We start from the raw sequence: 22,822 nt of genomic DNA on the forward strand, positions 1-22,822 counted from the left end.
GGTCGTTCAAACGAGAGAAGCAAGCCCTTCGTAGGTATACCCGGCTTCTTCGACCGCGGCGCGGACGGCGGTCTCGTCAAGGGTTTCGGCGCTGCGGACCGTCACGTGCCCGGTTTCGACGTCGACGGTCACGTTCTCGACCCCGGGCACCTCGGTCAGTTCCTCGGTGACCGACTGCGCGCAGTGGCCGCAGGACATGCCGGTGACGAGGTAGGTGTTTTCGCTCATGCCCGCGAGCCTACGAGCATCTGGACAGCCCACGATCGGGTGATCCACAATGGCCGGTCCGGCAGGCAAAGCCTTGTCCGGCAAGACAATCCGCATGGTGGGACGAGCGCTCGGCGGCAGAGACGAAAGAAGCCACCACCCCCGCAACCGGGAGTGGTGGCGACTTAGCGATTAGACGCAGGTCAGATCAGGCTGACCGACGTGGCCTGCGGGCCCTTCTGGCCCTGGCCGATCTCGAACTGCACGCGAGCGTTCTCCTCGAGGGTACGGAAACCGTTGCCCTGGATCTCGCTGTAGTGCACGAAGACGTCGCCGCCGCCGTTGTCGGGAGTGATGAAGCCGAACCCCTTCTCGGAGTTGAACCACTTCACGGTGCCCTCAGTCATCTAAACAATCTCCATACATAACACCAAAACAGGAAGCCGACCGACGTCCTGGGCCCAGACACGGGCGAGATGCGTTCCCCAGAGAGGAGGCCCACGCCCGCTGAGTTCTGCGAGCGTGCTTTACCACGAACACAAAAATCGAGACCAACTAAAGTAAAGCACAGCGGAGCGGGCGCGGACAAGCCGACTCACCCCAGTTCGCGAAGCCGGGTCACTCCCCGCTGGCGTGGCGGAGCGGCGCACCGAACGGCGAGCGCCAGTCAGCGCCCTGATCAGGCGCGACCACGGCTACGTCGTGGGCTTCCGCACTGGCGCTGAACAGCACCGGAACCACCCCGGACCGGGTCTGGGCAGGCACCTCGACGGCCTGGCCCTGTTCCGGCTCCTCGCGCACTACCGACACCAGCGCACCGGCCCGCGCGGACCGGGCCCGGCCGCGAGCCGTCGCCGCGGCGGTACGGGATTTCCCGTCCTTTTCGTCGGCCATGACGAACTCCCCTCGTTCCTTCCCCGCGGCAAGCGGGGCGATGACCGCGATGGTGCCATCCGGCACCGACAAAATCCGGCCGAAACCGGTTGTCCCCACCCCTGAAACGCGCCGAATGGCCGCGAACCGAGCCGGGGAACGTGTCCACCCGGGAATTTCCCCAACCGAACGCCAGCGAACCTCGCGGGGCGAACCGGGTCCGGATGCCGAACCCCGGGAACACCGTCAGGTTACCTGAGCCAACCCCCGCCAGCTACCGAACATTCCCGGCGTTTCCCTGTGTTCTCAGGAAGATTTCAGGTCCCGGAAGGACGCGGGGCTCCGAGAAGCGTGCTCAGCCGCACGTCGGGGGTCACGACGTCCGGGTCCGTCCGGACGTCGATGACGCACGGCCGCTGCCGGACGAGCGCGCTCGCGATGATCGGTTCGAGCCGCTCGCGATCGTCCACCGTGTACCCGGCCGCGCCGAGCCCGCGCGCCCACGACGCGAAGTCAGTCAGCGGGATGGTCACTCCGGACAGCCGTCCGTGCGTACGCGCCTGATGCATCGCGAGGGGACCGTGCAAGCCGTTCTGGAACACGACCACCATCACTGGCGCGCGGTAGCGCACAGCGGTCTCGATCTCTTGCCCTGTCATGAGCGTGCCCGCGTCGCCGACCATCGCGACCACAGCGCGTCGCGGTTCGGCGAGCTTGGCCGCTACGGCCGCAGGCACCGCGTACCCCATCGCTGCGTTGCTCGGACCGAGCTGGCTGCGCGGAGCGGTGAAGCACCAGTAGCGGTGCATGAACTGCGCGAAGTTGCCGGCGTCGCTGGTGACGATGGTGTCCTCGGGCGCGAGCTTTCGCAACGCGCGCACGACGTCGACTGGATGTACGCGCGTGTTGTTGCTTGTGTTCGGCGGCGTCATAAAGGTGTGCACGGCAGCGTTCGCCGCTGATGCTCTGCGCGTACGCGGCGAAGCGATCGCGCGCAGCTCCTTCAGGAACGGCTCGACCTCAGTGTCCACACGGAACGTCAGGCCGCGACGGCGCTGCTCGTCGATGCCAGTGCCGACAAGGACAAGCGTCTGCTGCGGAGTCGGATAGCGGGAGCCCTGTGTCGTGACTTCGTCGAGTTGGGTGCCGAGCGCGAGCACGAGGTCGGCTCGTTCGAGCGCGTCGAGCTGGCGCGCGGGGATGCCGAGGCCGAGGTGCCCGGCGTAGCGCGCGTGGTTCTCCGGGAACGCGTCCTGGCGGCGGAAAGCGTTGTACACCGGCAGCGCCAGCTCGTCGGCCACCGCGATCAGCTCGTCCCGCGCCGACCGTGCCCGCCCGCCGACGATGACCACCGGGTAACGCGCTTCGTCCACCAGCCCGGCTACCGCTTCCGCCGAACGGCCCAGCGTTCCGGTGGCAGGCGGGCGCACCTTCGCCACCGGTTTGGCCGAGTCGTACGGGACGCCCCACGCGTCGCTCGGCACGCCGATCACGACCGGGCCCGGCCGTCCTTCGCGGCACCGCGCGAGACCTTCGGCGAGCAGATGCGGCACGTCGTCGGGATCGTCCGCGCGGACGCACCATTTGGCGATCGATTCGAACATCCCGGTCGAATCGGACGTCGGCACCTCGCCGGTGAGCACCGGATCGAGCGCGGGGGTTTCGAGCAGCACCACCATCGGCGTCTCGTCCTGATACGCCGTCTGCACGCCCATGACCAGCGCGGCGGCGCTCGGACCGCGGCTCGCGAGCAGCACGGCGGGGCGTTCGGTGAGCTTGCCCTCGGCCTCGGCCATGAAGGCGGCGCCCGAATCGTGGCGGGCCGAAACGAGCGTGACATCGCGCTCGCGGCGCAGCGCGTCGAGCAATTCCAGGAACGACTCGCCGACGACCGCGTACACCCGGCGGACCCGGGCCTCGTTCAAGACGCGTACGGCCGTTTGCGCGACGGTGGTTCCCACTTGGTATCTAATGAGGAGAGCTTAGGGCGGCACCGTGAACCGGCGTCAAGTGATCTTGAACAACTCGCCGCGGGATTGTGCCAATTGCCGGATCGGGCTGCCCACCAGTTGGGAGGACGCCGTCGTGACATCCGCCGAACATGAGACTGTTTTCACTTATGGGGCTCCGGCGCTCAAATACGGAACCGGCTCGAGCGACGAGATCGGATACGATCTTGCCCAGTTCGGCGCCCGGCGCGTCCTGGTGGTGACCGACCCGGTCGTCGCGGCGACCGGCTGGCCGGAGCGGATCGCCGAAGGCATCCGCGGCTACCGGATCGCGGCCGAAACCTTCGACGGCGTGCACGTCGAGCCCACCGACGTCAGCATGCAGAAGGCAGTGGACTTCGCTCGCGGCACCGGCCCGTACGACGCGTTCGTGGCGGTCGGCGGCGGATCCAGCATCGACACCGCGAAGGCCGCCAACCTGCTGACCAGCAACGACGGCGAGCTGATGGACTACGTCAACGCGCCGGTCGGCGGCGGCCGCGCGCCGGCGAACCCGCTCAAGCCGCTGGTCGCGGTGCCGACTACGACCGGGACCGGATCGGAAAGCACCACGGTGTGCGTGCTGGACGTGCTGTCGCTGCGGGTGAAGAGCGGGATCAGCCACCTGCGGCTGCGCCCGACGCTCGCGGTCGTGGACCCGCGGCTCACGGTCAGCCAGCCGGCCGGGGTCACTGCGGCGAGCGGGATGGACATCCTCTGCCACGCCGCGGAGAGCTACACCGCCAAGCCCTACACCGAGTTCGGCCGGAAGCGGCCCGAGGAGCGGGTGCCCTACTGCGGGTCGAATCCGCTGGCGGACATGTTCGCGGAGAAGTCGCTGGAACTGCTGTCGTGGGCGCTGCCCGCCGCAGTGCGCGACGGCGACGACATGGCCGCGCGCGAAGCGATGGCGCTGGCCGCGACGTTCGCCGGGCTCGGGTTCGGCAACGCCGGCGTGCACATCCCGCACGCCAACGCGTATCCGATCGCCGGGCAGGTCCGGGATTTCCACCCCGACGGCTACCCCGGCGAGGAAGCGATGGTGCCGCACGGCATGGCCGTCTCGCTCACCGCGCCCGCCGCGTTCCGGTTCACCTTCGACGCGAACCCGGAGCGGCACCAGCGCGTCGCCCGGCTGCTGGCCCCGGATTTCGAATGGTCCGGCGACTTCGCCGACCACCTGCCCGCCGTGCTGACGATGCTGATGCGCGAGATCGGCCTGCCCGCCGGAATCGGCGCGGTCGGCTATAGCGAGTCCGATGTGGACTCCCTGGTGGAGGGAACCTTGAAACAGCAACGCTTGCTGGCCACCGCGCCGCGCACACCGTCCGAAGAGGACCTGGCGGGGATTCTCCGGAATTCGGTGCGGCTGTGGTGAACTATCCGCATTGGCAGACGGTTCCGTTGCGCTGGAAGGACAACGACGTCTACGGCCATGTGAACAACGTCGTGCATTACTCGTTGATGGACACCGTCATCAACACCTGGCTGATCGAACGCGGCGGCCTCGACATCGAGTCCGGGCCGGTGATCGGGCTGTGCGTGGAATCGCGTTGTGCTTACCACGCCTCGGTTTCGTTCCCGGACACGCTGCGGATCGGCCTGCGAGTGGCGCACCTCGGGCGGTCGAGCGTGCGGTACGAGATCGGGATGTACACGGCGTCGGAAACCTTGGTGGCGGAAGGACATTTCGTGCACGTGTTCGTGGATCGCGAGTCCCGGCGGCCGGTCGAGGTGACCGGGAAGCTGCGGGAATCGCTGGCGGAGCTGGCTTGATCACCCCGGACTGACCGCACGCAACGCCCGGCCGCCGAGTTCGCGCAGGTGCTCCGCCAGCTCCGGCGGTTCGTGCACCTGGAACTCGCGGCCGAGGCTGGTCAGCCGGAACGCCAGCCACTCCAGGGTGTCGGCCGGGCTGACGACGCGACACGTGCGATCGTCCACCGCGGTCACTTCGCTTGCCGCGCCCCAAATCCGCACCACTTCGTCGGCCGGCGCGTGCACGGTGACCACCGCGCGATGCGTCGGGCGGGAGGTATGCAGCTTCGTGGTCACGTACTCCGCCGGGTCCTTGGCAGGCAGGTCTCTCGCGGTGAACCGGGTCCCGATGGCCTGCAGTTTCTCGATGCGATCGACGCGGAAGACCCGCCAGTCGTCGCGGTCACTGTCGAACGCCAGGAGGTACCAGCGCCGGCCGGACGACACCAGATGATGCGGCTCGACCAGCCTTTTCGTCGCCTTGCCGTCGTTCGCGAGATAGCCGAACCGCAGCCGCTCGCGGTTGGCGATCGCCGTGGCCAGGACCGTGAGCGCTTCCGGATCCACCCGCGGCCCGTCGTTCAGCGGCAACGGCACCGTCGCCTTGCTCAGCACACTCACCCTGCGCCTTAATCGAGACGGCAAGACCCGCTCCAGCTTCGTGAGCGCCCGCACCGACGCCTCGTCAATCCCGGTCACCGCGTGCCCCGACGCCATCCGCAACCCGACCGCGATCGCGACCGCCTCCTCGTCGTCCAGCAGCAACGGCGGCATCGCACTGCCCGCGACCAGGCGATATCCGCCCTCCGCACCCATCGTCGCCTCGACCGGATACCCGAGCTCCCGCAGCCGCTCGATGTCCCGGCGAACCGTGCGCCCCTCGACGCCCAGCCGCTCCGCGAGCTCGCTGCCCGGCCACTGCCTCGGCACCTGCAACAAGGACAGCAACTGCAACAACCGCGCCGCACTCATGATCTAGGACCATACCTGCCCTACATGCTCTCTAACGTCCTTCTCATGACCATTCGCCCGTTCCGCATCGACATCTCCGACGCCGCCCTCGCCGACCTGCGCGCCCGGCTCACCCAAACCCGCTGGCCGTCCCCCTTGCCCGGCGACGGCTGGGACCGCGGCGCCCCGGTCGACTGGCTGCGCGAGGTCGCGTCCTATTGGGCCACCGGCTACGACTGGCGCGCCCACGAGGCCCGGTTGAACGAATTCCCGCAGTTCCACACGGAGATCGACGGCGTCGACCTGCACTTCTTGCACGTCCCGTCCGCCGCACCGTCCGCCACGCCGCTGCTGCTGACGCATGGCTGGCCGAACTCCTTCGTCGAGTTCGCGGACCTGATCAAGCACCTTTCGGACTTCCACGTCGTGGTCCCGTCCCTGCCCGGCTACGGCTTCTCTTCCGCCCCCGGCCCAGGCTGGGATGCCACTCGCGTGGCCCGCGCATGGGCCGAGTTGATGCGCCGCCTCGGCTACCGCGACTACGTCGTCCAAGGCGGCGATTACGGTGCCTACGTAGCCCCCGAAGTCGCCCGGGTCGGTCCGGTGCTGGGCGTCTACATCACCGCTGGCCTGGGGATTCCCACCGAAGCCGACCTGCCTGACCTGGATTCTTCGGAGCGCGCGGCGTTCACCGAGATGATGTCGCAGGACTGGATGAACGGCGTCGACCACCATGCCCTGCTGCGCGCCGCACCGCAGACGTTCGCTTACGGCTGGAACGACTCTCCCGTGGGTGCTTTGGCGTGGATGGCGCAGAAGTTCCACGAGTTCGGCGGTGGCGGCCGGGCACTGGACGAGATGCTGGACGGGTTCCTGACGAACCTGAGCGTGTACTGGTTCACGGAGACCTTCGGGACCTCGTCGTGGTCGTACTACTCGAGCGCCGGGTTCGCCTGGCCGCGAGGCCAGAAGGACGCGCCGACCGGGGTGTACAGCGGAGTGCCGGGGATCCGCCGGCTGGCCTCGAGGGAGTCTGAGATCGTCCACTGGCCTGATGACAATCCGGCTGGGCATCACTTCATCGCGATGGACCAGCCGGAGGCTTACGCCGCAGACCTCGCGCGGTTCGTGTCTTCGTGTCTCGACTCCGCTCGCGGCGGTGAGGCTAGGGGTGGGTACCCACCCCGATGAGGGGCCGGGCGCTGCCCGCTAGACTGAGCGCGCGGGCCGTTAGCTCAATTGGTAGAGCTGCGGACTTTTAATCCGTAGGTTCTGGGTTCGAGCCCCAGGCGGCCCACCACTACCGACATCCCCGCTGATCAGCGGGGATGTTCTTATCTGGGGATCCCGCGGATGTTCGCGGTGGGCTCTCCCCGCTCACCGAGCAGGAAAGCCTTGCCCCGTTGGGGAAAACCGCATGTGTCGAGGGTGTGCTTCGCTGCGGCGGGCCCGCGTCTTCTGCGCGCTCGAGCTTCAAGGAAACACCTCACCTGAGCCGCCAAGCCGACCAGCCGCGCTGTGGTCCGATTCAGAACCCGCACTACGGTGCGGCGAGGGCGACTCGGTTACGCCCAGCGGTCTTGCCAGCGTACAGAGCGGCGTCGGCGGCGCGAAGCAGTCCTTCGATGCTCTCTTCGGGAATATCGGGGTAGACCGCGCCGCCGAGGGTGGCGGTGAGGTGTATGGGGTGGCCGCTGGGGTCGCTGAGACTCAGGGCGTGGATCCGGGTGCGGATGCGTTCGGCGATGTCGCGGGTTTCGGCTTCGTCGACCCCTGGCAAAAGCACAGCGAACTCTTCACCGCCGTAGCGGCCGACGCTGTCACCTCGCCGCACCGAGGTGGTGATCGCTTTCGCGACTTTGAGGAGGACCTCGTCGCCGACCAGGTGACCGTGGGTGTCGTTGATGGTCTTGAACCAGTCTAGATCGATCATCAGGACGGCGACCTGCCCGTGTTCCGCCTGGACACGAGCGAGTTCCGCCTTGGCTTGGTCCTGCCAGGCGATGGCGTGCAGCAGTCCGGTGCGGTGATCGGTCCGCGCGGCGAGGCGCAGCTGGTCGAGAAGGACGCATTGGTGCAGTGCCAGCACCGGGATGATCATGAGCAGGGCGGCCGGCGGCCACCACCACAGGGCGAGGGCGACGAATACTCCGAGGGCGAGCTGGCTGACTTCGAGGAGGTTGTCCGACCGGCTGCCCAGCGCTTCGCCGGCGTGCTTGACGGTCGTGGTGCAGTGGATGACCACCGCGACGAGCACGGTGTTCACGGTCCACTGGACGGCCGCCGCCGCGATGATGACCAGCACGTCGGACCAGTCCGGCCGGATTGCTGAACCGGCTAGGGCGGGGTGGCCCGCGGCGTGCAGGACGGTCGTGGCCGCGGTCGCGGACAACGCGAGGGTCGCGGCGGTGAAGACGGTGCGGTGCGGTGGCCGGTGCGCGTCGAATCGGTTCACCAGTACCCAGCGATGGCCGTAGATCACGGCGATCAAACCCAGCTCGAGCAGCAGCGGCAGCGTCAGCACACCGGCGAATATCCATACGCTGCACAGGTCCACGTAGGGAGAGTGCGACTGGTCGCGCCGGATCCGCTCGATGGCGTGCGAGGCGTGCAGGTGGATCACCGCGCAGCCGGCGAGCCAACCGGCGAGCGCCCACTGCCCGGAGGCCGGCCAGGAGCGGGCTGCCAAGACCGCCGCGGCCACCGCCGCGACGTCGACGACGAGCACGAACGCCCGGGCCGGTTTCGGCAGAGACCACATCCGCCAGCGAGCGGGCAGCCAGGTTCTGCTGGGCGTACCGATATGCATCACAGCGCCTCCCCAAGCCTGCTGTGTCTGTAATCACCCGTCTACGAACGGTAGCCGCGTCGCGGTCCGATGTCATCCCTCTGCCGCCGACCGGCCCGGCTGGGACCATTTCAGGTGTCCCGTACCCGGTGAGCCGCGAAGGGAGGCGTCAACTATGCGCGACAAGGGCTGGTGACGACGAATGTTCAGGACTCCGCGGGAAGAACGGCGCTGATCGCCTGGGGCTCCCGGCGGGACCAGACGGCAGCCGCGGCGAGCGCGACCAGCGCTCCCGCGGTCCCCGCCGCCGCGATCGCCGTGGCCGGGCCGGTGAACTGGGCGAGCAGCCCGCCGAGGACGATGCCGAGGCCTTGGCCCGCGACCATGCCGGTGCGGGCGAACCCCAGCGCGCGGCCTCGGACGCCGGGCGGGACAAGCTGCACGAACGTGGCTCCGGCGGTGACCTGGTAGGCCGAGCACAGCCCCGATCCGAACAACAGCACCAGCGCCGGAACGAAGCCGGGACCGGACCAATAGCCAAGCAGAGGCACTGACGTGCCGATCGCGAGCAGCCCCAAAGCTCGCAGCCGCGTTCGCCGGGACACCAACCTCAGCAGCACCGCCCCGACGACGGCTCCGGCGGGTTCGGCCGCGAGCAGCACCCCGATCCATCCTCCGCCGACACCGATTTCCTGAGCGAACGGCACCGCGAGCCCTTCCGGGACGACGGTGAACAGCGCCAGCCAACCCAGCCACAGCAGGGTCGCGAGCCGACGATCTCCGAACACGGCGACCGCCCCTCCGGCGACTTGACGCCAGGAACGACGCCACCGTGAAGCGAGGGCGTCGCCGGGCAGAGACACCGGCGGCACGTGCGGACCCAGTGCGACGCGGAGGAGAGCCGCGGACACGGCGAAGGTGACCGCATCGATCGCCAGCGCGGTGTGCGGCCCCACCCCGGTGACCACCAGCGCGCCGGCGGCGAAACCGGCGACCAGGCACAACTGGTTCGTCACCTGCTGCACCGTCTGGCCCGCCTCGTACCGGCCGCCGAGCAGCTCCGGCAACACCGCGCCCTGCGCCGCCGAGAACGGGGCCTCCGCCAACTGCACCAGCACCAGCAAGACCGCCAGCAACGGCAACGGCACCACCGGCACGGCCATCAGCGCGACCAGCCCCGCCCGGACAAGATCGCAGACCACCATCACCCGCCGCCGCGGGAACCGGTCAGCCAGCCACGACAGCAGGGCTCCGGACAACAACGCGGGCAACATCGACAACGCGTACGTCGCGGCACTCCACGCGGGGGACCCCGTTCGCTGGAACACCAAAATCGTCAGCGCGACCCGCGCGAGCTGATCCCCCGCCGTCGACAAAACACCCGCGACCCACACCACCCGGAACCCGGGCACTGTGAACGCATTCCACGTACGACTGGCCATCCCCACCCCCGCGGCTGCCCCATGCGTCTCCCCGAACGCCGAGCGTAGCCTCAGATTCCCGCTGGCACAGGCGTTTCTCGCAACACAGCCGACGACATGAGACCTCGAATAACGAGGCAGCGCGTTCGTCAATGAGGTAATTCGCGAAGAATTCCGTTCAATCGTGAAGAGCCTGCGAAGGAAGTTCTCCATACGCAGCCCGATAATGCGCAGTAAACGCACTAGGCCGCATATACCCCCACCGCGCCGCAACCTGCGTAACCGTCGTCTCCCCCGGCGTAGCAGCCCTCAGCTCAGCTCGTGCATGGTCAAGACGCACCCGCCGCAGATAGGCCATCGCGGTCGTATCCAGGTGCCGTCGGAACGCCAACTGCACCGCCCGTGCGGAGACTCCGGCGGCCTGAGCTAGGTCGGTGGCCGTGAGGTCGCGTTCGGGATTCGCTTCGATGAACGCCACAGCGCGGCGCAAAGCTGCCGGATGTGCGTCGAGTGAGGTGCCGGCGCGTTCGTCCAGTGCAGTCGTGGGGAAAGCCGCGAGGACAGCCGCGGCGAGGTGCTGCGTGGCGGTGCTGACCAGCAGTGGGTGCTCGGCGATGTCCGGCGCGGAGAGGACTTGGTCGCGCACGTAGGTGATGGCGGCCCGCAGGTGCTGGGCACCGGCGGCGGACACTGGGTTGTGGTCGAGCAGTTCGACGGGCTTTTCGACTCCGGCGACGCGGGCCAGCACGTCTGGGTCGAGCATGGTGATGCTGTAGCGCGCCCGGCAGATCCGGCCGGTGTACGGGCGGTCTGGCGGGGCAAAGGAGAACAGGTCTCCGGGGCCGAAGTCGGCGGGTTCGGACCAGTTGGCGGGCCGGTGGTCTTCGATGGTTCCGGTCTCGATGTCGCAGAGGCAGATCCGGCCGAGCGGGCTGACGTCGTAGCTCATCTCGAAGTGCAGGTCCAGCTGGTCGGCGCTGACGCTGTCCGAGGCGACCCGGGTGATGTGGGCGCCCGCGGCGCGGCCTCCGCTGCCGATGCGCATCGGGGCGTAGGACTTGGAGAGGAATTCTTCGGTGCGCTCCAAGTCGTCGCTGTCGAACACCAAGTGTCCAGGAGCGGACATCCGCCGGTTCGTCCTCCGTCCCACGCCGACAAAGCGACCCCGGCGGGTCCTCGGGCGTCGTGCGAGGACCTCCGACGTGCTTCGTCGCGGGGCAGGCCCCCGGTTACCCGCGTGGGTCGGGGATCAAACCGCCGAGCTGGGAGCAGGCGTCGTCGATGGTGGCGGCGAGGCGGAGCATGGCGTCGACCCTGGTGACGCGCAGCGGGCGCAGGACGGCCCGGTTGCCGCCGGTCACCACGATCAGTTTTCGGTGCCGGGCGGTGGCGGCGCGGTGGGTGTCGAGCATCAGCGACATGCCGATGACGGCCATGAAGTCCAGGCCGGTGCAGTCGAGCACGATGTCGCGGCCGGTCCGCAGCTGCGTGTTCAGTACGTCGGCCAGCTCGTCGGCGGTGGCCAGATCCAGTGCGCCGCTCAGTCTCACCAGCACCAGGGAGCCCAGCGGCCCACAGCGAATCGCCAGGTCGCCGGGGCGCAGCGACCGTTCGGTTGTCTCGGACATCAGCGGGGTTCTCCCTGTCGTCTGTGTGGCCAACGCCGCGACGGGGAATCGTTCCCGAAGGCACCGCTGAATCTCAGGCTCGGTTTCCGGCCTTCCGCTCCGGAACGAACTGGGGTTGTCTCCACCGTGCAGGGCTTGCGGGGAATGGTCTAGCGGCGGAACCGAACACCGGGACTATCCGGAAAACGAACCGTTCCGGTGCAGACGGGCCGGATCGGCACGGGTCACTGCCGCCGGTGCGGGCAGCTGCCAGCCTCTCTCGTACGCGGCGGCGAAGCGTTCCTCGCCGAGGGCCAGTCGGCCACGACTGCTGAGCGTGCGTACCTGCAGGTCAGTCCGGTCGTGGGCACCGCGCAGGCGGGCCGCTGCGCCGAGGATTTCCGCTCCGTCCGTGAACCGGCGGTACAGCTCGGCCAGGCCGGCGACCGTCACCGCGACGGTGGCCACGATCGGCAGGTCCTTGCTGTTGACCGCGGCCGCGTACGCCCGGTCCAGCGCCGCCTCCGCACCGGGGCCGTCGCCGAGTTCCAGGCAGAGTTCCGCTCGTACCGCGCTGACCAGCGCCTGTCCGTGGTCGCCGCCGAACGGGAGCGGGGTGGACAGTCCGGCCTCGGCCGCTTCGATCAGCTCGCGGGCCCGGGTCAGATCACCGGTGCGCAGGCGGAAGCTGGCCTCTCGCGCGTCGAGCAGCACGACGGTTTCGGGCATGGTCGAGCGCAGCGTGCGGTCCCTGGTCACCGCGATCATCGCCGCGGCCTGCTCGGTTTCGCCCAGCCGGACGTGCAGGTCGATCAGGCGCAGGTCGATGAACGTCTCGTCGCTGTGGTTGAGCGACCCGAACTCCTGCGCCAGCCGTTTGGCCTCGGTCAGGTCGGCCAGCGCACCGGCCAGGTCGCCGTCGTATTGCCGCAGCAGGGCGCGCATCGGCAGGGCCATCGCGACGCCCCAGCTGTCCCCCGCCTCGGTGAAGCAGTCCAGCGCGACGGCGACGTCCGTATCGATCTGGGCTAAATGGCCGTCGTTTTCGGCCAGTTCGGCGCGGGTGATCCGGGCCAATCCAGCCAGCCATCGGTCCGGGCCGTCGGCTAGCCGCTGGAGGAGCGGCGACGCGTCGATTCCCGCGCGGGCGGCCAGTCCCGCAGCGGTCAGTACGCCGAAGGGCGGCAACTCCGGATAGTTCAGCAGGCGGCTGACTGCCTCGTCGGCTGCGGCACCAGCGTCCAGCAGCAGCGCTCCGGCGGCGATGTCGCGGTGCATGCCTGGCTGGGCGGTCGCTTGGCCGAGCCAGTACGACGCGTCGGCATGTCGGCCCAGCATGTGCCAGTACCAGGTCAGGTCGAGCGCGAGGGCGAGCCCGGCGTCCGAGGTGTCGCAGAGGTGGCGCAGGGCGGCCAGCACGTTGTCGTATTCGGCGGTCAGCAGGTGGAGCGCGTCGCGTTGCCTGGGGCCGCGCAGAAGCGGGTCGTTAGCGGCGACCAGCTGGGCGAAGTATTGCGCGCTCCGGTTTCGTACAGCGGGCAGAATCCCTTGTTCGGCAAGGCATTCCAGGCCGTATTCGCGGATGGTCTCCAACATCCGGTACCGGCCGGGGACGAGCTGGAGCAGCGAGCGGTCGACCAGGTCGGCGAGCAGTTCCTGGGCTTGCTGGACCGGGAGTTCGCAGACCGCGGCGGCCGAGGCGGGAGTGACGCCGCCCGGCAGAACCGCGATCCGTTCCGCGACCGTTCGCGCGTCTTCGCTGAGCAGGTCCCAGCTCCAGGCGATCACCGCGCGCAGCGTCCGGTGTCTCGGGAAAGCCGTGCGGCTGCCGGTGGTCAGGAGCCGGAATCGGTCGGACAGGCCGGAAGCCAGATCTGCCAACGAAAGCGTCCGCAGGCGGGCCGCGGCCAGTTCCAGCGCTAGCGGCATGCCGTCGAGGCCGCGGACGATTCGCAGCACGTCGTCGAGATTCCGCTCGTCGACGGTGAAATCGGGACGCACGGCTGCCGCTCGTTCGGTGAAGAGCCGCACGGCCGCGGTGTCGCGGAGCGGGCCGAGCGGGACCAATGCCTCGCCGTCGATCGCCAGTGGCTCGCGGCTGGTGGCCAGGACCCGCAGTCCGGCGCAGCGAGGCAGCAGTGCGAAAAGGAGGTGGGCGACGGCGTCGATCAAGTGCTCGCAGTTGTCCACCACCAGCAAGGTTTCCTTGCCGCTCAGCTCATCCGCCAGCACGTCCAGGTCGCCGACGGGTTTGGCCGAGGCCTCGAACAGTGCGGTGCCGCGCAGTCCGATCGCGGTCAGCACCGCAGCGGCGACCTTGGCCGGTTCGGTGACCGGGGAGAGGTCGATCAGCCAGCTGCCGTCGCGGTATTCCCGGCGGCGGGCGGCTTCCAACGCGAGCCGCGTCTTTCCGGCGCCGCCGGGACCGAGCACGGTGACCAACCGGCCGGTGGCGAGCAGGGCATCGACCCGGGCCAGGTCGTCGGTGCGGCCGACGAAACTGGTCAACGGCGCTGGCAAGGCAGCCGGTTTGGTCTCCTTGACGGGCTCGGCGCGCAGCAGGTTCAGGTGGCGTTCGCGCAGCGCGGTGCCCGGGTCGGTGCCGAGGTCGTCTGCCAGCGCTTCGCGGATTTGTTCGTACTGGGCCAAAGCTTCTGCCTGACGACCCTGCGCGGCGAGGGCGTCCATGAGCAGTGCGGCGGCGCGTTCGTGGACGGGGTGCTCGGCCAGCAGGGCAGTCAGGCGGGCGGTTGCTGAGTCTGGACGGTCCTGCGAAAGCTCCGCTTCGGCGAGGTCGGTGACGGCTTCGATCGACAGGCGGGCTAACCGGGTCGCGGTGGCAGGATCGACTGCGGCGACGGCTGGGGGTTCGACGCCGGGACGGTCGCCCCACAGCGTCACGGCGTCGTCCAGCGAAGCCGCGGCGACGAGTTGTTCGAACCGCAGCGCGTCCACGTCGGCAGGGTCGATGGTCAGCCGGTAGCCGCCGGAGACCTGCGTGACGTCGCTCGGTGAACCGAGGGCGCGGCGCAGGCGGGAGACCAGGGCTTGGAGGGCGTGCGCGGGGTCGGCGGGCAGATCCGAGCCCCAGATCGCGTCGACCAGGACGCTCTGCTGGACCGGACGTCCACCGGCTAGTGCCAGTCGCGCGACCAGTCCCTGCAACCGAGCACCGGGTATCGCGAGGGCCTCGGCACCCCGTGTCACCTGGAACGCTCCGAGCAGCGTGACTCGAAGCCGCGTGCTCCCGTCCATTCGACGATCTTCGCGCGAACACCGGTGTCAGCGCTATGTGCCCCCCACGTGAGCGCCGTGTGCGGGCGGTGTGAGCGGCCGTCGCCAAGGTGGTCGCAGCGACGGAGAACACAGGGGGTTTGCCATGTATGACGCAGTAATAGTGGGTGCTGGGCCGATCGGTCTGTTCCTGGCTTGCGAGCTTGGACTCGCGGGCAGTTCGGTCCTGGTGCTCGAACGGGAGCCCGAGCCGGGTTCACCTTGGCGGACGGCGCCGCTCGGGTTGCGCGGGCTGTCGGCCACGTCGATCGAGGCGTTCCACCGGCGCGGGATGCTGCCTCCGCTGCTGGCGGCGTCGGACATCCACGACCTGCCCAGCGACGAACGGCCGCGTTCGGCGGGCCATTTCGCCGGAATGGTGCTGGATCCGGCCAAGATAGCCGTCGATGCGCTGCCGTACTGGCTGCCCAGTTCGCTGCCCGGCGGCATGATGACCAACCTCGACGCGATCGAGGCGGTGCTGTCCGAGCAGGCGGCCAAGTTCGGCGTCGAAATCCGGCGCGGGGTCGAGGTTTCCGGCGTTGAGCAGCACGAAGACGGCGTGCTGGTGCGGGCTGGCGAACAGGAGTACGCGGCGCGCTGGGCGATCGGCTGCGACGGCGGGCGCAGTGTCGTGCGCGGGCTGGCGGGTTTCGAGTTCGTCGGCACCGAACCGCAGTTCACCGGCTACACCATGCTCGTCGACGTCGCCGATCCCGAGAAGCTGAGCCCGGGATTCAACCTGACGCCGAACGGGATGTACGTCCAGATGCCCGCGCCGGGCCACTTCGGCGTGCTGGACTTCGACCACGGCGCGTTCGACCGCACGCGGCGGCCGAGCCTCGAGCACCTCCAGACCGTGTTGCGCCGGGTGTCCGGCACGGACGTCACGCTGACCGGCGTCCGACTCGTCTCGACGTTCACCGATCGCGCCATGCAGACCACGACGTATCGGCGCGGCCGCGTGCTGCTCGCCGGCGACGCCGCGCACATCCACTCCCCGCTGGGCGGCCAGGGACTCAACACCGGTATCAGCGACGCCGTGAACCTGGGGTGGAAGCTCGGCGCGGTAGTCCGAGGCGAGGCACCGGAAGCGATTCTGGACAGCTACCCCCGCGAACGCCATCCGATCGGGGCTTGGGTGCTGGATTGGACTCGTGCGCAGGCGGCGGCAATGCGGCCGGACGCGCACGGCCAGGCGGTGCAAGGCGTTCTCCGTGACCTGCTCAGCACCCGTGACGGAACGACCTACGTGTACGGGAAGATGTCCGGCGCGTCGCTCCGCTATGACCTCGGCGACGAGCATCCGCTGATCGGTCGTTACGCGCCGGATTTCCAGCTGGCGAACGGAATTCGTCTCGGCGATCTGATGCGGGACGGCCGCGGCGTGGTCCTCGATTTCAGCGCTGACGAGCGTCTGCGCGAGACTGCGGGGCGATTGCGTTACGCGGCCGGTCCGGCGAAAGAAGACTTCGGATTGGGTGCCGTGCTCGTGCGTCCGGACGGCATCGTCGCCTGGGCGGGCGACCGAGACTTTTCCCAGGAATCTTTCATTCAAGCCAAAACTCAGTGGTTCGGCGAAAACTAGGAGCAGCCATGACTATCACTCTCCGCCCGGGAAGCACTGTGCTGTTCACCGGCGATTCGATCACCGACTCCCAGCGGAACGACAGCGAGGACGGCCTCGGATTCGGTTACCCGCTGCGGATCGCGGGCGAATGGGGCCTCCGGCATCCGGATCGTCCGGTGACCTGGCTGAACTCCGCGATCGCGGACAACAAGGTGATGGACCTCGAATCCCGTTGGCAGGCCGACGTTCTGGACGCGCGCCCGGACGTGGTGTCGATCCTCGTCGGCATCAACGACGTCGGCTGGCATTCGTACGACCCGGACGGCTACGTCATTCCCGCCGAGGATTACGCGGCCGGTTACGACCGATTGCTCGCGCCGCTCGCCGAATCCGGTGCCGAGCTGATTCTCATCGAGCCGTTCTTGCTGCCGATCAGCGGTGACATCGAGGTCGGCGACATGCAGCTTGGCGTTGCGGAGCGGAAGAAGTGGCGCGTCGATCTCGACCCGAAGATCCAGGTGGTGCGCGAACTTGCCCGCAAGTACGGCGCGCATTTGCTTGCGGCGGACGGGATGTTCGCCGAGCTTTCCACGACGACCGGTCCGGAGTATTGGGCCGCGGACGGCGTCCATCCGACTCCGGCTGGGCACGCGGCACTCGCCGAGGCTTGGCTGCGTCTGGTCGCCTGATTACTGCCGAGTTCCTTGCTGGGCTTCGAGATTCGCCCGGTACGCAGAGCGTTCCGGGTGGTCCGCGTGCAGCGCGCGGTCGTCGCGGACCAGCCGCCGGATGCGGTTGAGGACCGGTTCCGGGGTGACGCCCGCGGCGGTGGCGAGCAGGCCGACGTAGCCGGGCACGGCGATTTCGGCACGGCGGTTGCGCACCGAATCGACGACCGCCCTGGCGACGTCTTCCGGCTGCACCTTCGGAATCGGCCGCATGTCGAGGCCGGAGGCGAGTGCGGTGTCGACCGCCGAGGGCAGCACGGCGGTGAGGCTGACACCCGCGTCCGCGAACTCCAAGCGGGTCGCGGCCGTCAGCCCCACCACGGCGAATTTGGTCGCGTTGTAGACGGCCAGTCCCTTGACCGGGAACTTGCCTGCCAGCGACGCGACGTTGACGACGTGCCCGAAACCGCGTTCGACCATGCCGGGCAGCACCAGTTTCATCCCGTTGAGGACGCCGCCGAGGTTGACGTCGATCTGCAGCCGGTCGGTGGCGTCGGCGAGTTCGAGGAATCCGCCGTTCGGCATGAGGCCGGCGTTGTTCACCAGCACATGCAACGGTCCGTTGGCCTTTTCGGCCGCGGCGGCGAAGGACGCGAACGAGTCGCGGTCGGCGACGTCGAGGTGGTGCGCGGTGCCGCCGACCAGCTCAGCGGTCTCCTCGGCGGCCGTCTGGTTGAGGTCGCCGATCGCGACGCGCGCGCCCTTGCTCGCGAACAACTTGGCGACCGCACGACCGATCCCAGCGCCTCCGCCGGTGATCGCGACCGACGCGCCGTCGAGGTCGATTTCGGGGTAGGTCATCGGGTCGCTCCTTGCTCGATGGCGGCGCGCACGCGCGGCGGGGTCAGGGTGCGGCAGGCGCGGAGCACGTCGGCGCGGCGGCGCAGGTCCATGAAATTCGGGCCCATGACGTCCAGTTCGGCCTGGCCGGGTTCGATTCGGTGCACCCGGATCCCGGCGGCGCGGAGCTGCTTGACCTCGGCGTCGACGCGCCGGGTCATCGCGCGCCGGGCGAGCCGTTCGACGCGGGCGAAGCCGCGGCCGGGCGCGCCGCCGGAGGTGGACATCGGCGGGATGAGCACGACCTCCTCGACCCCGGTCGGAATGACGAGATCGGCGGACGTCGGCGAGACGGTGCCGCCGTCGACGTACTCGCGGCCGTTGATGGTCACCGGCGGGAACCAGCCTGGAATGGCCCAGGACGCGGCAATCGCGGTACCGAGCTGAGTCCGCTCCGAATTTCCGAACGCGACCCGCTCCCCCGTGCGGAGATCGGCTCCGACGAGCCAGGTCTGCGGATGGTCGACCCAGCCGTCGGCATTGGCCAACGCGGTGCCGAGGTCGCGCAGCCATCCAGCGTCGCCGCTTCCCCTCGGCAACGCTCCGGCTAGCCCGGCCAGCAGGTCTACCCGGCCGCGCAATCCCGCGAAGGCGAGTCCGAGGCCAGGCCAAAGCGGTGTCGGCAACGGCGGCAACTTGCCCGGATGCTGCGCGAGATGATGTACGACGCGGTCGTCGGCGGGCTCTCCCAGCAGCGCGGCCATGATCTCGCCGACCCCGATGCCCGAGCCGAGGAACGCCGCCATCTCCGCGCCCGCCGACGTGCCGACCAGGACGTCGGCGTCGCGCGCGTCCCATCCGAGCTGGTCCTCGACCGCGGCGAGAGCAGCGGCGGTCCAGGCGAAGCCGAGCGTGCCGCCACAGCCGAGCACCAGGGCGCGTTGGGTCATCGACCACCTCTGCGGAATCGCGTGTCAGTGGCGGAACCGTATGTCATTTCTGCGGCGAGGGCAATACCGTTGCAGAGCGCCTACCGGTGGTGCGCGAAGGGAGTCAACGGGTCCCAGAGCTCCACGCAGTGGTGCTGTCGCGGGATCTCCATCGTGAGCTGACTGTCTCCGGCAGCGTTGAGCACCATCACCGCCGGATTGTCCTTTGTGTACGGATCCCATTGCGGCGCACCGTCCACAGTGGGGTTTCCGGTGCGGGCGAACCCTGCCCACTGGGTCAGGATCTGGTCGGCGAGCACCTGCTGGTTGGGGGTCAACTGGGTGCCATTCGGGAACATCAGCAGCCATTCGGCTACGTGGTAGGCGCCATTCGGTTTGGCTGGGTCGACGAAGAATTGCGGTGGGATATCCGTGTCATCGACCTGGTAGGCGAAGACCGGGATGTGTCGCGAGAGCCGTTCGTCGTTGAGCAGTGCGGGGCAGACCGAGTTGGAGTCGGCGACGGCGGTCCGGTAGGCGAGGAACGGGGCCGGCGCGGGAAAGCGTTTCAACGGATACGTCTTGCGAACCTCGTCGGCGCGCTTTCCGTACTGCTGCTTAATAAACTTGCCGTAATCGGCTGCGGTCTCGGCGAACGGCAGCTGGGTTTCGTCGCGGTCGACGCCGTACAGCAAAGCTACGTGATTGACGTTCCCGGTGGCGAAAGCTTCGGCGGGCGACATCGGCAGCGTTGCCCCGTCGACGATCGGCGCGACCGTGCCGTTGTCCGGGTTCCTTCCGTGGTCGGCCTGTTTGAGCACAGCCTGCGCGGGCAGCGCACGCAGGCAGGCCGCGGTGGAGCAACCCAGCGCCTTGGCGAAGCGTTCTCCCTTTTGCTGCGCTTGTTTCTCGGTGGGCAGTTGTGCTTTGCAGTCCTGCGTTTGCCAGATGGTGTCGACGCCGAGCAGTGAGTTGTACTCCCCGCTTTGGCTGATCCCGCGTTTGAACAGCCCGGCCGAGCCCGGCGAAGCGGTGTGGGCGCAGACGCTCGACCCGCCCGCGGAATCGCCGTAGATGGTGACGTTGTGCGGGTCTCCGCCGAACTTCGCGATGTTGCGTTGCACCCAGCGGAGCGCGGCTTGCTGGTCCTGGAGGCCGTAGTTCCCGGCGTGCGCACCGAAGGATTCATGTGCGAGGAAGCCGAAAATCCCGAGCCGGTAATTGAATTCCACGCTGACGACGTGCCCCGCGGTCACGAGACGGCTCGCGTCCGCCGGCTTCCACAACAGGAATCCGCCGCCGTGGATCTGCACCATCACCGGAAACGGGCCGGGCCCGGCGTTGGCCGGCGTGCGCACGGTCAGGTTGAGGCAATCCTCGTTGTCCGAACCAGGTCCGGTGCCGGGCGGCTGCGGACATTCGTTGCCCTCCGCGGTCGCGGCGAACGGTTCAGTCCAGTGCGCGGGCCGCTGCGGCGGGGCCCAGCGCAACTCGCCGACCGGCGGCGCGCCGTAGCGAATCCCTTGCCACGACTTGATCTCCGCACTCGCGACCCCGCACACCGGACCGTCGTCGGTGGTGACCGTCGTGCCCGGCGAACACGCTGGCGCGCTCACTTTGGCGGCCAGCGCCGCCGATCCGGCCACCGACAGCACCACTCCCACGACAGCCGCCAGGACAGCGGGCGCCTTTCCGTCGAATCTCATCCGTCCTCCTTCGGTCCCGCCTGGCCGGGGAGGCGAACGAACGACGAGCAGCGAACAGGCGGTTTACCGGAATGGGCTCGACCAATGACCACCTGCGGGTCATCGCGGCGGGAACACGTCCCGCGTGCCTCCAGTCTGGCGGCCGCGCGGCGAGGCACAACCTCCGTTCGGTCGCGCGGAGGGTGTCAAATTCCCGGGGACGATGGTCTTTGTCCGGGATCAAGCCGCGCCGAGGAACTCCGCCTCGGCCACTGCGCGCAATTCGCGCACTAATTCGCGCACCGCAAGGGATTGCGCACCGGCGTAGGTGGCGACGTACCCGATCCGCCGGGTGGGCGGGTCGGCGATCGGGGTGACGGCGACTCCCGGCGGGGTGGCGGCGAGGGTGAGTTTCGGCAGGATCGCCATGCCGATCCCTTGTGCCACCATGGAAAGCACCACTCCGTCGTCGGCGACCTCCATTTTCGCGGACGGCAGCCAGTCTTGTCGGGCCCACCAGGAGCGCGTGTAGGAGGAGCAGTTTTCCGGCCAGTCAAGCAGCGGGAGGCGGCGCGCTTCGGCGTGTCCGATCGGGTTGACCAGGAAGTACGGCTCCCGGAACAGTTCTCCGGCGACCAATCCGGCCGGCGGAGTTTCGTCCTCGCCGAGGGTCGCGATGGCGACGTCCGCGCGTCCGTCGGCGACCTCGCCCGCGGTGCCGCGGCCCAGTTCGGGGACCACCAGCACCTGCGGGTGCAGGCCGGAATGCTTGGCGGTCAAGCGTTCCAGCGCCGCGGGCAGCAGATGTGCGGCGGCACTGCGGAAAGCGGCGATCCGCAGCGGACCGGTGAGGGATCCGGCGGCCGCGCCCCGGGCTTCGGCGCGGAGAACGTCGAGTTGGCGCAGGATCAGCCGGGCGTGCACGAGCGCGCGGGCACCGGCCGCGGTGGGGCGGGCACCGGTTCGGCCGCGGTCGAAGAGGATGGCGCCGACCTTGCGTTCGCAGGTCCGGACCGCGTGCGAGACCGCGGACTGAGTCAGGCTCAGCTCGGCGGCAGCGGCGGTGAAGCTGCCGGTGCGCTCCACCGCGAGCAACAGGCGCAGCTCGCCCGGAGTGAGGTCGACAGCATCCATGCGGCCAGCCTAGCCGTGGCCATGAGCGGGATTCATGGATCGGTGCGGTCCATCGATCCGGAGGTCTGCCGCGGCGGCTTCGGCGCGCTTAAGTTGCTGGTCAGAGCCGACTAAGGAGATCCACGTGCCCCTGACCGCCGTCCGCCAGGTCCGCCGCCCCGAGGGCGCGCCGAGCGCCGCCGACTTCGAATTCGTCACCCAGCCGCTGCCGGACCTCGCCGACGGGCAGGTGCTGGTCGAAAACCGTTACCTGTCCGTCGATCCGTACATGCGCGAGTTCATGGAATGGGGCGGCTGGGAGCTGGGCGCGGGTCTGGAAGGTCGCACGATCGGCGAGGTGGTCGAGTCGAAGGAGCCGACGCTGCCGGTCGGCACGACGGTGTTCCATCGGCACGGCTGGGCGACTCACGCGGTCCTCACCAGCGCCGACGCCCGGACGATCACGCCCGCGGACGGCGTTCCGCTGAGCGCTTACCTCGGCATTCTCGGCGGTACCGGGCTCACCGCGTACGTCGGGCTCACCCGGATCGCGCAGGTCCGTCCCGGTGACGACGTGTTCATCTCCGCGGCGGCCGGTGCGGTGGGCAGCGCGGCCGGGCAGATCGCCCGGTTGCTCGGTGCGGGACGGATCGTGGGCAGCGCCGGATCGGCGGCGAAGGTCGAGCACCTGACGCGCGACCTCGGTTTCGACGCCGCCTTCAACTACCACGACGGTCCTGTCACCGATCTGCTCGCGAAAGCGACTCCGGACGGAATCGACGTGTACTTCGACAACGTCGGCGGCGACCACCTGGCCGCGGCGATCGACGCCCTCCGCGAGCGCGGCCGGGTCGCCTGGTGCGGTTCAGTCGCGCAGTACAACAACCTGCGCACGCCGCCGAGCGCGCCGCACAACCTGTTCGACGTGGTCGGAAAAAGCCTTCGGATCGAAGGGTTTCTGGTGCGCAATCACCTCGACGCGCGCGAAGAGTTCGAGGAATTCCTGATCCCGCACGTCCGCAGCGGGCAGGTGCTCGTGAACGAGACTGTGACAGAAGGGTTTTCCAGCATCGTGGACGCGTTCATCGGGATGCTGCGCGGGGAGAACGTCGGGAAAATGCTCGTCCGGGTCTGACCGCAGGGAGGGGGCC

At 68.8% G+C, this 22,822-nt stretch carries 20 protein-coding genes and 1 tRNA gene; 7 read left to right on the top strand and 14 right to left on the bottom strand.

Annotated elements, in window-relative coordinates:
* Positions 1-6: 6 nt before the first annotated feature.
* From EIZ45_RS24400 to EIZ45_RS24415, 4 genes are all read right to left on the bottom strand, one after another.
* Complete coding sequence (locus EIZ45_RS24400) at positions 7-228, bottom strand: heavy-metal-associated domain-containing protein (protein WP_134663776.1); 222 nt, start codon at positions 226-228, stop codon at positions 7-9.
* A 182-nt stretch (positions 229-410) separates the two neighbouring features.
* Positions 411-614 (bottom strand): cold-shock protein, encoded by a 204-nt coding sequence (locus EIZ45_RS24405; protein ID WP_009071749.1) that lies wholly within the window; start codon positions 612-614, stop codon positions 411-413.
* Between the two features lie 211 nt (positions 615-825).
* The gene (locus tag EIZ45_RS24410) at positions 826-1,167 is read right to left on the bottom strand and encodes a hypothetical protein (protein WP_037807433.1); all 342 of its coding nucleotides are present in this window, start codon (positions 1,165-1,167) and stop codon (positions 826-828) included.
* Positions 1,168-1,397: 230 nt separating this feature from the next.
* A complete protein-coding gene (locus EIZ45_RS24415; RefSeq protein WP_134663777.1) occupies positions 1,398-3,041 on the bottom strand; it encodes a thiamine pyrophosphate-binding protein in 1,644 nt (547 codons plus the stop codon).
* Positions 3,042-3,165: 124 nt separating this feature from the next.
* On the opposite strand from EIZ45_RS24415, the gene EIZ45_RS24420 reads away from it, so the two are divergent.
* Entirely contained in the window at positions 3,166-4,446 is a 1,281-nt protein-coding gene (locus EIZ45_RS24420; protein WP_134663778.1) for a hydroxyacid-oxoacid transhydrogenase, read from the top strand.
* Complete coding sequence (locus EIZ45_RS24425; protein WP_037807429.1) at positions 4,440-4,844, top strand: thioesterase family protein; 405 nt, start codon at positions 4,440-4,442, stop codon at positions 4,842-4,844. Before EIZ45_RS24420 ends, EIZ45_RS24425 begins: the two co-directional genes overlap by 7 nt.
* On the opposite strand, the gene EIZ45_RS24430 is transcribed toward EIZ45_RS24425, so the two are convergent.
* A complete protein-coding gene (locus tag EIZ45_RS24430; RefSeq protein ID WP_134663779.1) occupies positions 4,845-5,798 on the bottom strand; it encodes a YafY family protein in 954 nt (317 codons plus the stop codon). It abuts the gene before it with no gap.
* Positions 5,799-5,843: 45 nt separating this feature from the next.
* Between EIZ45_RS24430 and EIZ45_RS24435 the strand changes: the two genes are divergently transcribed.
* Complete coding sequence (locus EIZ45_RS24435) at positions 5,844-6,968, top strand: epoxide hydrolase family protein (RefSeq protein WP_134663780.1); 1,125 nt, start codon at positions 5,844-5,846, stop codon at positions 6,966-6,968.
* 33 nt (positions 6,969-7,001) lie between these two features.
* Positions 7,002-7,077, top strand: a tRNA-Lys gene (locus tag EIZ45_RS24440).
* A gap of 240 nt (positions 7,078-7,317) precedes the next feature.
* Here EIZ45_RS24440 and EIZ45_RS24445 read toward each other — a convergent pair.
* The 5 genes from EIZ45_RS24445 to EIZ45_RS24465 form a co-directional block, all read right to left on the bottom strand.
* Positions 7,318-8,586 (bottom strand): diguanylate cyclase, encoded by a 1,269-nt coding sequence (locus EIZ45_RS24445; RefSeq protein ID WP_240690685.1) that lies wholly within the window; start codon positions 8,584-8,586, stop codon positions 7,318-7,320.
* A gap of 185 nt (positions 8,587-8,771) precedes the next feature.
* Positions 8,772-10,007 (bottom strand): MFS transporter, encoded by a 1,236-nt coding sequence (locus EIZ45_RS24450; RefSeq protein WP_134663789.1) that lies wholly within the window; start codon positions 10,005-10,007, stop codon positions 8,772-8,774.
* A 157-nt stretch (positions 10,008-10,164) separates the two neighbouring features.
* Positions 10,165-11,112, bottom strand: coding sequence for an AraC family transcriptional regulator (locus tag EIZ45_RS24455; protein ID WP_134663790.1), 948 nt, complete (start codon positions 11,110-11,112; stop codon positions 10,165-10,167).
* A 103-nt stretch (positions 11,113-11,215) separates the two neighbouring features.
* Complete coding sequence (locus EIZ45_RS24460) at positions 11,216-11,614, bottom strand: STAS domain-containing protein (RefSeq protein ID WP_134663791.1); 399 nt, start codon at positions 11,612-11,614, stop codon at positions 11,216-11,218.
* A 174-nt stretch (positions 11,615-11,788) separates the two neighbouring features.
* Positions 11,789-14,848, bottom strand: a complete 3,060-nt coding sequence (locus EIZ45_RS24465; RefSeq protein ID WP_134663792.1) for a BTAD domain-containing putative transcriptional regulator — start codon at positions 14,846-14,848, stop codon at positions 11,789-11,791.
* Positions 14,849-14,972: 124 nt separating this feature from the next.
* Here EIZ45_RS24465 and EIZ45_RS24470 point away from each other — a divergent pair, with 124 nt between their 5' ends.
* Together EIZ45_RS24470 and EIZ45_RS24475 are read left to right on the top strand one after the other, a co-directional pair.
* On the top strand, positions 14,973-16,454 hold the full coding sequence (locus EIZ45_RS24470) for an FAD-dependent monooxygenase (RefSeq protein ID WP_134663793.1): 1,482 nt from the start codon (positions 14,973-14,975) through the stop codon (positions 16,452-16,454).
* Between the two features lie 8 nt (positions 16,455-16,462).
* Positions 16,463-17,125 (top strand): SGNH/GDSL hydrolase family protein, encoded by a 663-nt coding sequence (locus EIZ45_RS24475; protein WP_134663794.1) that lies wholly within the window; start codon positions 16,463-16,465, stop codon positions 17,123-17,125.
* Here EIZ45_RS24475 and EIZ45_RS24480 read toward each other — a convergent pair whose 3' ends face one another.
* The 4 genes from EIZ45_RS24480 to EIZ45_RS24495 all read right to left on the bottom strand — a co-directional run bounded on the left by EIZ45_RS24480 (position 17,126) and on the right by EIZ45_RS24495 (position 21,692).
* Positions 17,126-17,965, bottom strand: coding sequence for an SDR family NAD(P)-dependent oxidoreductase (locus EIZ45_RS24480; protein ID WP_134663795.1), 840 nt, complete (start codon positions 17,963-17,965; stop codon positions 17,126-17,128).
* Complete coding sequence (locus EIZ45_RS24485; protein ID WP_134663796.1) at positions 17,962-18,894, bottom strand: patatin-like phospholipase family protein; 933 nt, start codon at positions 18,892-18,894, stop codon at positions 17,962-17,964. Before EIZ45_RS24485 ends, EIZ45_RS24480 begins: the two co-directional genes overlap by 4 nt.
* Positions 18,895-18,974: 80 nt before the next feature.
* Positions 18,975-20,579 carry a carboxylesterase/lipase family protein gene (locus tag EIZ45_RS24490; RefSeq protein ID WP_134663797.1) on the bottom strand — a complete coding sequence of 535 codons (1,605 nt, stop codon included), beginning with the start codon at positions 20,577-20,579 and terminating at the stop codon, positions 18,975-18,977.
* Positions 20,580-20,798: 219 nt separating this feature from the next.
* Positions 20,799-21,692, bottom strand: a complete 894-nt coding sequence (locus EIZ45_RS24495; RefSeq protein ID WP_134663798.1) for a LysR family transcriptional regulator — start codon at positions 21,690-21,692, stop codon at positions 20,799-20,801.
* A 124-nt stretch (positions 21,693-21,816) separates the two neighbouring features.
* On the opposite strand from EIZ45_RS24495, the gene EIZ45_RS24500 reads away from it, so the two are divergent.
* A complete protein-coding gene (locus EIZ45_RS24500; protein WP_240690686.1) occupies positions 21,817-22,806 on the top strand; it encodes an NADP-dependent oxidoreductase in 990 nt (329 codons plus the stop codon).
* Positions 22,807-22,822 lie beyond the last annotated feature (16 nt).

This window comes from Amycolatopsis sp. CFH S0740 (assembly GCF_004522315.1).
GTDB lineage: Bacteria > Actinomycetota > Actinomycetes > Mycobacteriales > Pseudonocardiaceae > Amycolatopsis > Amycolatopsis nivea.

What these genes read in the sequence shown, in the direction of transcription:
- EIZ45_RS24480 (WP_134663795.1), bottom strand. Translation starts at nt 17,965, where the DNA reads ATGACCTACCCCGAAATCGACCTCGACGGCGCGTCGGTCGCGATCACC.
- EIZ45_RS24450 (WP_134663789.1), bottom strand. Translation starts at nt 10,007, where the DNA reads ATGGCCAGTCGTACGTGGAATGCGTTCACAGTGCCCGGGTTCCGGGTG.
- EIZ45_RS24465 (WP_134663792.1), bottom strand. Translation starts at nt 14,848, where the DNA reads ATGGACGGGAGCACGCGGCTTCGAGTCACGCTGCTCGGAGCGTTCCAG.
- EIZ45_RS24475 (WP_134663794.1), top strand. Translation starts at nt 16,463, where the DNA reads ATGACTATCACTCTCCGCCCGGGAAGCACTGTGCTGTTCACCGGCGAT.
- EIZ45_RS24495 (WP_134663798.1), bottom strand. Translation starts at nt 21,692, where the DNA reads ATGGATGCTGTCGACCTCACTCCGGGCGAGCTGCGCCTGTTGCTCGCG.
- EIZ45_RS24435 (WP_134663780.1), top strand. Translation starts at nt 5,844, where the DNA reads ATGACCATTCGCCCGTTCCGCATCGACATCTCCGACGCCGCCCTCGCC.
- EIZ45_RS24400 (WP_134663776.1), bottom strand. Translation starts at nt 228, where the DNA reads ATGAGCGAAAACACCTACCTCGTCACCGGCATGTCCTGCGGCCACTGC.
- EIZ45_RS24460 (WP_134663791.1), bottom strand. Translation starts at nt 11,614, where the DNA reads ATGTCCGAGACAACCGAACGGTCGCTGCGCCCCGGCGACCTGGCGATT.
- EIZ45_RS24430 (WP_134663779.1), bottom strand. Translation starts at nt 5,798, where the DNA reads ATGAGTGCGGCGCGGTTGTTGCAGTTGCTGTCCTTGTTGCAGGTGCCG.
- EIZ45_RS24490 (WP_134663797.1), bottom strand. Translation starts at nt 20,579, where the DNA reads ATGAGATTCGACGGAAAGGCGCCCGCTGTCCTGGCGGCTGTCGTGGGA.
- EIZ45_RS24405 (WP_009071749.1), bottom strand. Translation starts at nt 614, where the DNA reads ATGACTGAGGGCACCGTGAAGTGGTTCAACTCCGAGAAGGGGTTCGGC.
- EIZ45_RS24470 (WP_134663793.1), top strand. Translation starts at nt 14,973, where the DNA reads ATGTATGACGCAGTAATAGTGGGTGCTGGGCCGATCGGTCTGTTCCTG.
- EIZ45_RS24485 (WP_134663796.1), bottom strand. Translation starts at nt 18,894, where the DNA reads ATGACCCAACGCGCCCTGGTGCTCGGCTGTGGCGGCACGCTCGGCTTC.
- EIZ45_RS24455 (WP_134663790.1), bottom strand. Translation starts at nt 11,112, where the DNA reads ATGTCCGCTCCTGGACACTTGGTGTTCGACAGCGACGACTTGGAGCGC.
- EIZ45_RS24445 (WP_240690685.1), bottom strand. Translation starts at nt 8,586, where the DNA reads ATGCATATCGGTACGCCCAGCAGAACCTGGCTGCCCGCTCGCTGGCGG.